The 10015-nt window shown below is 63.7% G+C and carries 7 protein-coding genes; 2 read left to right on the forward strand and 5 right to left on the reverse strand.

From position 1 onward, the window contains the following. Positions 1-69: 69 nt before the first annotated feature. The 5 genes from serA to ilvD all read right to left on the reverse strand — a co-directional run bounded on the left by serA (position 70) and on the right by ilvD (position 7466). Positions 70-1665 carry a phosphoglycerate dehydrogenase gene (gene serA / locus OCL88_RS11100; protein WP_062097096.1) on the reverse strand — a complete coding sequence of 532 codons (1596 nt, stop codon included), beginning with the start codon at positions 1663-1665 and terminating at the stop codon, positions 70-72. A gap of 248 nt (positions 1666-1913) precedes the next feature. Then, positions 1914-2972: a ketol-acid reductoisomerase gene (gene ilvC, locus OCL88_RS11105; RefSeq protein ID WP_255527674.1), complete on the reverse strand. Its 1059-nt coding sequence runs from the start codon at positions 2970-2972 to the stop codon at positions 1914-1916. 69 nt (positions 2973-3041) lie between these two features. Further along, positions 3042-3554 carry an acetolactate synthase small subunit gene (gene ilvN, locus OCL88_RS11110; RefSeq protein WP_021470923.1) on the reverse strand — a complete coding sequence of 171 codons (513 nt, stop codon included), beginning with the start codon at positions 3552-3554 and terminating at the stop codon, positions 3042-3044. Positions 3555-3557: 3 nt separating this feature from the next. Further along, the gene (locus OCL88_RS11115) at positions 3558-5459 is read right to left on the reverse strand and encodes an acetolactate synthase large subunit (RefSeq protein ID WP_021470924.1); all 1902 of its coding nucleotides are present in this window, start codon (positions 5457-5459) and stop codon (positions 3558-3560) included. A gap of 285 nt (positions 5460-5744) precedes the next feature. Then, a complete protein-coding gene (gene ilvD, locus OCL88_RS11120; protein WP_021470925.1) occupies positions 5745-7466 on the reverse strand; it encodes a dihydroxy-acid dehydratase in 1722 nt (573 codons plus the stop codon). Positions 7467-7691: 225 nt separating this feature from the next. Between ilvD and OCL88_RS11125 the strand changes: the two genes are divergently transcribed. Both OCL88_RS11125 and OCL88_RS11130 read left to right on the forward strand, forming a co-directional pair. After that, entirely contained in the window at positions 7692-8642 is a 951-nt protein-coding gene (locus tag OCL88_RS11125; RefSeq protein ID WP_264962536.1) for a hypothetical protein, read from the forward strand. A 48-nt stretch (positions 8643-8690) separates the two neighbouring features. Next, positions 8691-9845 (forward strand): PQQ-dependent sugar dehydrogenase, encoded by a 1155-nt coding sequence (locus tag OCL88_RS11130; RefSeq protein ID WP_264962537.1) that lies wholly within the window; start codon positions 8691-8693, stop codon positions 9843-9845. Positions 9846-10015: the final 170 nt, after the last annotated feature.

Consider the following 10015-nt stretch of genomic DNA (forward strand, 5'->3'; position numbering starts at 1 on the left):
AGACCGGCCACGCATGCGCGTCAGGGGTGTGTTCCCGGGCACGCCGAATTCATCTGGCTAAGCCCGTGCTTAGTCCTCCAGGTCGACTTCGCGGACCATGTCCGCGCCGATGCCGGCCTTGATGGCTTCCAGTACCTGCTGCGGCACGGAGCTGTCGATGGTCAGCAACGCCAGGACCTGGCCGCCTTCGGTCTGGCGGGCCACCTGCATGCCACCGATGTTGATGTTGTTCATGCCCAGGATGTGGCCGATGGTGCCGATGACGCCGGGACGGTCCGCATAGGCAACCACCACGAGGTGCTCGCTGATCGGGATCTCGACGTCGTAGCCGTTGACGCCGACCAGTTTCTCGACCTGCTTGGGCCCGGTCAGGGTACCGGCCACGGAAATCTGAGAGCCGTCGCTGAGCGCACCGCGGATGGTCAGGACGTTGCGGTAGTCCTCGGCGTCGGGGGTGGTGATGAGGCGCGTGTTGATACCGCGCTGCTCAGCAATCACCGGCGCGTTGACGTAGGACACCTGCTCCGTGACGACGTCGGCAAAGACGCCCTTCAACGCTGCAAGCTCCAGGACCTTGACGTCCAGGGCGGCGATTTCGCCGGCGACCTCGACGTCGATCTGCGTCAGGGACGCGTGGGTGAGGGCGGTGAAGATGCGGCCGAGCTTCTCGATCAGCGGGATGCCCGGGCGGATGTCGCTGGCAATGACACCACCGGCAACGTTTACCGCATCCGGAACAAGTTCCCCTGCCAGGGCGAGCCGTACCGACTTCGCTACGGACACGCCGGCCTTTTCCTGGGCCTCGTCCGTGGAAGCACCCAGGTGCGGAGTGACCACCACGTTGTCGAATTCGAAGAACGGCAGGTCCGTGCTGGGCTCCTTGACGAACACGTCGACGCCGGCGCCGGCAATCTGGCCTTCCTTCAGCGCGGTGAACAGTGCTTCTTCGTCAACCAGGCCGCCACGGGCAACGTTGATGACGTAGGCCGATTCCTTCATCTTCCGGAACGCGTCGGCTCCCAGCATGCCCACGGTCTCGGGGGTCTTGGGCATGTGGATGGTGATGAAGTCGGCGTTGGCCAGGAGCTCGTCGAGCGTTACCAGCTTGACCCCGAGCTGGGCTGCGCGGGCCGAAGTGATGTAGGGATCGTACGCGAGGATCTCGGTGTCGAATCCCTGGAGGCGGGCAGCAACCAGGGCGCCGATGCGGCCGAGGCCGATGATGCCGATCTTCTTCTCGAACAGTTCGATGCCGGTGTACTTGGAGCGCTTCCACTCACCGTTCTTCAGGGCGCTGCTGGCCTGCGGAATGTGGCGTGCGAGGCTCAGGATGTGGCCCACCGTAAGTTCCGCAGCGGAGACGATGTTGGAGGTGGGAGCGTTGACCACCATGACGCCTGCCTGGGTAGCAGACTTGATGTCTACGTTGTCCAGTCCCACGCCGGCGCGCGCGATCACTTTGAGGTTCTTCGCTGCGGCGATCGCTTCGGCGTCCACCTGGGTGGCCGAACGCACCAGGATGGCATCGACGTCGGCAATGGCGGACAGCAGCTGGGAGCGGTCGGCACCGTCTGTCTGGCGGATCTCGAAATCCGGGCCCAGTGCCTCGATCGTGGCGGGCGAAAGTTCCTCGGCGAGGAGGACGACGGGTTTGGTGGCTGACACGGGTGGCACCTTACTTTGGACAACTTGGGAACAGTACTGGACAAGGAGCGGATGCGGGGCCCGGGCACTACTCCGGACAGGCCCAGAATATCGAATCGGAACCGCGAATCCGGCGCCCGCTCAGGGATGTTACGGGCCGGACACGCCGGTTGTGAAGAAGTTCACAGTCCTCGGAACGGGATCGAAGGACGGGTAAAACGGGCAATGCCCGCCCGGCTGTGGTGCCGGACGGGCATTGCTGCAAAGGATCAGCGTGCTGCGGAACCTTCGACGTAGTCCTCGTCCTGCTGCTGCCAGGAGAAGAGCGAACGGAGCTCGCGGCCGACTTCCTCGATCGGGTGCTGCTCTGCCTTGGCGCGCAGTTCCTTGAATTCGACGGCACCGTTGTCCTGGTCGTCGATGAAGCGCTTGGCGAAGGCACCGGACTGGATGTCAGCCAGGACAGCCTTCATGTTTTCCTTCACCTCGGGGGTGATGACGCGCGGGCCGGAGACGTAGTCGCCGTACTCAGCGGTGTCGGAAACGCTCCAGCGCTGCTTGGCGATGCCGCCTTCCCACATGAGGTCGACAATGAGCTTGAGCTCGTGCAGGACCTCGAAGTAGGCGATCTGCGGCTGGTAGCCGGCCTCGGTCAGGGTCTCGAAGCCGTACTGGACGAGCTGGGAAACGCCGCCGCAGAGTACGGACTGCTCACCGAACAGGTCGGTTTCGGTCTCTTCGGTGAAGGTCGTCTTGATGACACCGGCGCGGGTGCCGCCAATGGCCTTGGCGTAGGACTTGGCCAGTTCCCAGGCGGAACCGGAAGCGTCCTGCTCCACGGCGATGATGTCCGGGATGCCACGGCCGGCTTCGAATTCGCGGCGGACCGTGTGGCCCGGCGCCTTCGGAGCGATGAGGATGACGTCAACGCCTGCGGGGGGCTCGATGTAGCCGAAGCGGATGTTGAAGCCGTGGGCGAAGGCGAGGGCCTTGCCTTCGGTCAGCTTGTCCTTGATGGAGTCGTTGTAGATCGAGCGCTGGTGCTGGTCCGGCGCGAGGATCATGATGACGTCTGCCCATTCGGCGGCGTCGGCAACGTTCTTGACGGTGAAGCCCGCGTCCTGCGCCTTGGCGGTCGACTTGGAGCCTTCCTTAAGCGCGATGACAACCTCGACGCCGGAATCGCGCAGGTTAAGCGCGTGGGCGTGGCCCTGCGAGCCATAACCGACGATTGCGACCTTGCGACCCTGGATGATCGACAGGTCTGCGTCGTCGTCGTAGAACATTTCAGTCACTTGCGTAACTCCTCTTGAGTGGTTTCTAGATATTGAAGGTGGTGCTGCGGTACTGGGCGCAACGCAGGGCAGGGCATGCAAGGAGCAGTCCCTGCCTGTGCTTTAGGCGGAGCGAAGCGCCCTGTCACTCATGGAGCGGGATCCCCGTCCAACGGCCAAGGTGCCGGACTGCACAATTTCACGGATGCCGAACGGCTCGAGCACTGAGAGCAGCGCAGCGAGCTTCTCCGGGGTACCGGTTGCCTCGATCACCAACGAGTCTGTAGACACGTCGACGACGGCGGCACGGAACAGGTCTGCAGCCTGGGTAACCTGCAGACGTGTCGCGGCATCCGCACGTACCTTGACCAGGATGTGGTCGCGCTGTACGGAAGATTCGGAAGTCAGTTCAACAATCTTGATCACGTTGACCAACTTGTTGAGCTGCTTGGTGACCTGCTCGATCAGGTCGCCGTCGGCGTCGACGACGACCGTCATGCGGGACATGCCCGGGACCTCAGTGGGCCCCACTGCGAGGGAGTTGATGTTGAAGGCGCGCCGGGCGAAGAGGCTGGCCACGCGGGTCAGCACGCCGGGCTTGTCTTCTACCAGAACGGACAGTGTGTGACGGGTCATGGCCTAGTCTTCCTCTTCCCATTCCGGGGTCATGTTGCGGGCAACCTGGATCTGGTCATTGCTGACGCCGGCGGGCACCATGGGCCACACCATTGAGTTGGGGCTGACGACGAAGTCGATCACCACCGGGCGGTCATTGATTTCCAGGGCCTTCTGGATGGTGGCGTCGATGTCTTCGTCGCGTTCACACCGCAGGGCGGCACAGCCGTAGGCGTCAGCGAGTTTGACGAAGTCCGGGATCCGGATGGTGTCGTGGCCGGTGTTCAGGTCCGTGTTGGAGTAGCGGCCTTCGTAGAACAGCGTCTGCCACTGGCGCACCATGCCCAGCGACGAGTTGTTGATGATGGCCACCTTGATGGGGATGTTGTTGATGGCGCAGGTAGCCAGTTCCTGGTTGGTCATCTGGAAGCAGCCGTCGCCGTCGATCGCCCAGACAACCCGGTCCGGTTCACCGACTTTGGCGCCCATGGCGGCGGGAACGGAGTAGCCCATGGTTCCTGCGCCGCCCGAGTTCAACCAGGCGTGGGGACGTTCGTACTTGATGAACTGGGCAGCCCACATCTGGTGCTGGCCAACGCCCGCAACGTAGATTCCCTCAGGACCGGTGAGTTCTCCGATGCGCTTGATGACCCGCTGCGGAGCCGTGAGTCCATCTTCCGGCTCGGTCCACCCCAGGGGGTAGGTGTCGCGCAGGTTGTTCAGGAAGGCCCACCAGGAGCCCAGGTCCGGAGTACCGACTTGTTCAAACCGGGCCTTTACGGCTTCGGTCAGTTCGGGAATGATCTCCTTCACCGAGCCGACAATCGGCACGTCCGCCGTGCGGTTCTTGGAGATTTCCGCAGGATCGATGTCCGCGTGGATCACCTTGGCGGTTGGCGCGAAGGTCTTCAGTACACCTGTCACGCGGTCATCGAACCGCGCACCGAGCGTGATGAGCAGGTCAGCCTGCTGCAGTGCGGTGACTGCCGAGACGGCACCGTGCATGCCGGGCATGCCAACGTGCTGCGGGTGCGAATCGGGGAAGGCGCCGCGGGCCATGAGCGTCGTGACCACGGGCGCGCCGGTGGCCAGTGCCAGTTCCATGAGTTCGGCGGATGCGTGGCCCTTGACCACGCCGCCGCCGACGTACAGAACGGGCTTGCTGGAGGCCGCGATCAGCTTGGCGGCTTCGCGGACCTGCTTGTTGTGGCCGCGGACAACCGGACGGTAGCCGGGAAGATCGATCTTGGGCGGCCACGAGAACGTCATCTGGCCAACCTGGGCATCCTTGGCGATGTCCACCAGGACCGGGCCGGGGCGGCCGGTCGAGGCAAGGTGGAAAGCTTCAGCCATGACGTGCGGGATGTCATTGGGATCCGTCACCAGGAATGAGTGCTTGGTGATGGGCATGGTGATGCCCACGATGTCGGCTTCCTGGAAGGCGTCGGTGCCGATGACTCCACTGGAGACCTGGCCGGTGATGGCCACCATCGGCACGGAGTCCATGTGGGCATCCATGATTGCGGTAACGAGGTTGGTGGCACCGGGGCCCGAGGTGGCGATGCACACGCCAACCCGTCCGGTGACCATGGCGTAGCCTTGCGCGGCGTGGCCGGCTCCCTGTTCGTGACGGACCAGGACGTGATTCATGCTGGAGGCCATCAAGGGGTCGTAGGTGGGCAGGATCGCGCCACCGGGCAAACCGAAAATATCGTCCACGCCGAGTTCTTCGAGCGAGCGGACAATTGCTTGCGAGCCGGTCATCACCGTTGGGGGTACAACGTTGTTCGGCCCAAGTACAGGAGAGAGAGGTGCAGCAGCGTCGACGACGGTGTCAGCCGTTCGGTCGATCTTTTCCGGAGCCTTGGTGGCTCCAGCGGACTTTGCAGCCATCAGCGAGGGGCTGATCGGCGATCCTTTGCTCATCGGACTCTTCCTTAGTGGATCTTCATTGGTGGGTCTTGCAAATAAAAAAACCCCTCAGCCTTACGGCTCTTCGAGGGGTTTGCGCGTGACAGTTCGTTACCAGTCGGGCTATGCCACGCGCTTGGTAAGGACGACGACGCCAACGGTAACGAATGAAATCATGCGTTCAGTGTTCCCTCTAAACGAGATACGTGTCAATCAAGCAACATCGTATCTCAATATCTGGACAACAATGTCCATCTGCCGGACTCCGCCTCCTTGGAGACACGGAGCCCGGCAGGAAACTCAGCCGCAGTAAGCCCCGGTGGAGGCGCTGTGGACGAGCTTGGCGTACTTGGCAAGAACGCCCTTGGTGAACTTGGCAGGCAGCGGTTCCCAGCCCACTTTGCGCGCTTCGAGTTCAGCGTCATCAACCAGGAGGTCGAAGGAACGCGCAGCGATGTCCACACGGATCCGGTCCCCGTCCTTGACGAAGGCGATAGGACCGCCGTCGACGGCTTCCGGCGCGACGTGGCCGATGCACAAACCGGTGGTCCCGCCGGAGAAGCGGCCGTCAGTGAGGAGCAGGACATCCTTGCCGAGCCCGGCACCCTTGATCGCGCCGGTAATGGCCAGCATCTCCCGCATGCCGGGGCCGCCTTTGGGACCTTCGTAGCGGATCACCACGACGTCACCCTTCTGGATGCGGCCATTGTCCAAGGCATCCAAGGCGCCCTGCTCGCGCTCGAACACCCGGGCGGTGCCCTCGAAAACGTCGGCGTCGAAGCCTGCGCTCTTGACCACTGCACCCTCGGGAGCCAGCGAGCCGTGCAGGATGGTGATGCCGCCCGTCTTGTGGATCGGATTGTCCAGCGCCCGCAGGATCTTGCCGTCCAGGTCCGGCGGGTTGATCGCAGCCAGGTTTTCGGCAAGCGTTTTGCCGGTCACGGTCAGGCAATCGCCGTGCAGCAGTCCGGCGTCGAGCAGAGCGCGCATGATGACCGGAACCCCGCCGATCTTGTCGACGTCGGTCATCACGTACCGGCCGAACGGCTTCAGGTCGCCAAGGTGCGGTATGCGGTCACCGATCCGGTTGAAGTCATCAAGCGTCAAGTCCACATTGGCCTCGCGGGCAATAGCCAGCAAGTGAAGCACAGCATTGGTGGAACCGCCGAAGGCCATGGTGACCGCAATGGCATTTTCGAAGGCCTTCTTGGTCATGATGTCCCGCGCCGTGATGCCCAGCCGCAGGAGGTTGACCACCGCCTCGCCGGACTTCCGGGCAAAATCATCCCGACGGCGGTCTGCCGAGGGCGGAGCTGCGGAACCCGGAAGCGACATTCCCAGGGCTTCGCCAATGCACGCCATGGTGTTTGCCGTGTACATGCCGCCGCAGGCACCTTCGCCCGGACAGATGGCTTTTTCGATGCGGTCCAGGTCCTCACGGCTCATCTTGCCGGCGGCGCAGGCTCCGACTGCCTCGAAGGCGTCGATGAGGGTTACTTCCTTCTCCGAACCGTCCTCGAGCTTCACCCACCCCGGCATGATGGAACCGGCGTAAAGGAACACGCTGGCCAGGTCCAGGCGGGCGGCTGCCATGAGCATGCCGGGCAGGGACTTGTCGCAACCGGCAAGGAGCACGGAACCGTCGATCCGCTCGGCCTGCATCACCGTCTCGACGGAATCGGCAATGACTTCCCGCGATACGAGGGAAAAGTGCATGCCCTCATGCCCCATGGAAATACCGTCGGAGACGGAAATCGTACCGAATTGCATGGGAAATCCCCCGCCGGCGTGGACGCCTTCCTTGGCGCCCTGGGCCAGGCGGTTAAGGGAAAGATTGCAGGGTGTGATTTCGTTCCAGGAACTCGCGACGCCGATTTGCGGCTTTGCGAAATCGTCATCGCCCATGCCCACGGCGCGGAACATTCCGCGTGCGGGAGCGGCGTGAATGCCGTCCGTGACAACCCGGCTACGGGGTTTGATGTCAGGCGTATTCTCTGTGGAAGTCCGGGTGTCCTCGCTCATGCCCCACAGTCTATGTGGCAGCCCTGCCCACAGTCCCTTGCCTGTCCCGGAAAAATCAAAAAAGCCATAAAAGACACAGAATCCGGATAACACCGAAATACCCATGGTTTCCTTTCGTCGCCCGCAGCCCGGTCCGGATGCTGGACAGCCCCTGAGCAGGCACGTAACGTCGGAAACACGGCTCATTGGAAAGACTTCAAACCCCCAAAGCGGAAGGGCGTCACCATGGATTGGTTGATTTGGGTCATTGTTATTGTGCTGGTGATTGCGGTTGCCTGGTGGCTTATCAGCCGCAACAACACACGCAAACCGGCGGCCACTCCGCCGGCCGCTACGGAGCCGGGCAATACTTCCGCCGTTCCGGAGACCGCTGCCGCGGCAGCGGGAGTAGCCGGCCTCGCAGGAGTTACCACCGCAAGCAAAGAGCCCGCTGCAGACAGTCGTCCCGGAGCACCGGAGCCCGCCGCCGTCGAAGAACAAGATCCGGATCTCGCCTCCAATGCCGCCGCGGCCGGGACTGCCCCTTCCGCAGCACCGCATGGGCATGGCAGGCACTCATCAACGGACGGCGAACCTGCTCCTGCTGCCGGTACGGGCGGAGCGGGTGGCGACACTGAACCTGCCGGCGCCGGCACTGAGCGCACTGGAACCGCCGAGCCGACCGTCGGGGACGAACCCGTGATCGAGGCTCCCGTCCTGGATGAGCCGGTGGTGGACGAGCCCGTAGTGGACACGAACGCACGGGTGGGAGGCACCGGGGAAGTGACAGCAGACGACGTCACCCGCGCCGACACAACCGGCCAGGACGCGGCGGATAAGAACGAGTGGGAATCGTCGTGGACCGATTCCTCGGGAAAACCGGTCCACCACCACGAGTACACCGACCCCCACTCCCCCACGCTTCCCGGCGCTGAGACTGCTGCCGCCGAAACAGTGGAGGCCGAGGCGCCGTCCGGACACTTGGCGGCCGATCATCCCTACGGCGCTGGTTCCGCCGGCGCGGCAGCTGATGGCAGCGCCCCGGACGGATACCCGGTCAAGGGGGAAGCTGCCACCATGACCTACTACGACGACGACTCCGCGGATTACGCCGACGCCCCTGCGGATGTCTGGTTCGAGTCAGCCGCCCACGCTGAGGCGGCAGGCTTCCGTCCGCCACGACGCAGCCGCCGCTGAGCCGGATCTGCTGCCGAACCGCCGTCGTTTGCTGTTCTCCCGATCGCCATGACGAACGCCCGAAAGCCGGCCACCCGCGCACTGCCTGTGCTCTGCGCGCTGGCCGTGGTTCTTTCTTCCTGCACGGGAAGCCCGTCAGGTCCGGCCGGAACGTCCACGTCCGGCAGCAGCCCGGTTCCCCAAAGCAGCACGACTTTTGCGACCGCCGGCCCGCCGCCAACGACCCAAACCGCTGTTCCCCGCGGCGTCCAGGTTGAGGAGAAGCTCGACGTCGGCCTGCAACTGCCGTGGTCGGTCGTGTTCCTCCCGGACGGTACTGCGGTGGTCTCTGAACGCGATTCGGCAACCGTCAAGGCAATCCGGGACGGGCAGGCCACCCTTGTCGGTGAGGTTGCCGGCGTCGTGCCCGGTGGTGAAGGCGGCCTCCTTGGCCTGGCGCTTTCGCCCGGCTTCGCCACGGACCGTTGGCTCTATGCGTACTTCACCTCAAGCTCGGACAACCGGATAGCCCGGATGCAGCTGACCCGGGACGGGTCCGGGGACCTGAGGCTGGGCCCGGCAGAAGTGGTCTTTTCCGGGATCCCCAAAGCGTCCACCCACAACGGCGGAAGGATCCGCTTCGGCCCTGATGGACTCCTCTACGTTGGAACGGGCGATTCGCAGCGACGGGAGCAGCCCCAGGACCTGGAGGCACTGGGCGGCAAGATCCTACGGCTGACACCGGAGGGACGGCCCGCACCGGGCAACCCTTTTGGCGACAGCCCCGTGTACAGCTACGGGCACCGCAACGTTCAAGGCCTTGCCTGGGACTCCGAGGGACGCCTGTGGGCGAGCGAGTTCGGGCCGGACGTCGATGATGAACTCAACCTCATCACGCCCCGCGGGAATTATGGGTGGCCCACGGTGACGGGAGCCCCTGGACGGCAGGGCTTCCTCGACGCAAAAGTCGTGTGGCCTTCAACGGGCGAGGCGTCACCCAGTGGCTTGGAGATTGTGGACGGCGTGGCGTACACAGGCGCCCTCCGGGGGCAGCGCCTATGGGCCGTTCCCCTGGACGGAGAGTCTGCCGGCACTCCTGTGGCCTTTCTCACAGGAGACTTCGGGCGGCTGCGGGACGTGGCGGCAGCCCCCGACGGTGCACTGTGGGTACTCAGCAACAACAAGAACCCCGATTTTGCGCTGGTTTTGAGGCTGGAACGGTAGGCGCCGGGGCCAGCCGTCCGAGAATTTGCAGTTCGGCTGAAGTCGTGTAGAGTTACTTGTCGTTGCGGAGATCGCCGGGGAAATAAACCTCGTCGGAATGATCGAAAACAACAGCTGCACCTCTAGCTCAACTGGCAGAGCAATTGACTCTTAATCAATGGGTTCCGGGT

This window comes from Paenarthrobacter sp. PAE-2, from assembly GCF_026013155.1.
Lineage (GTDB): Bacteria > Actinomycetota > Actinomycetes > Actinomycetales > Micrococcaceae > Arthrobacter > Arthrobacter ureafaciens.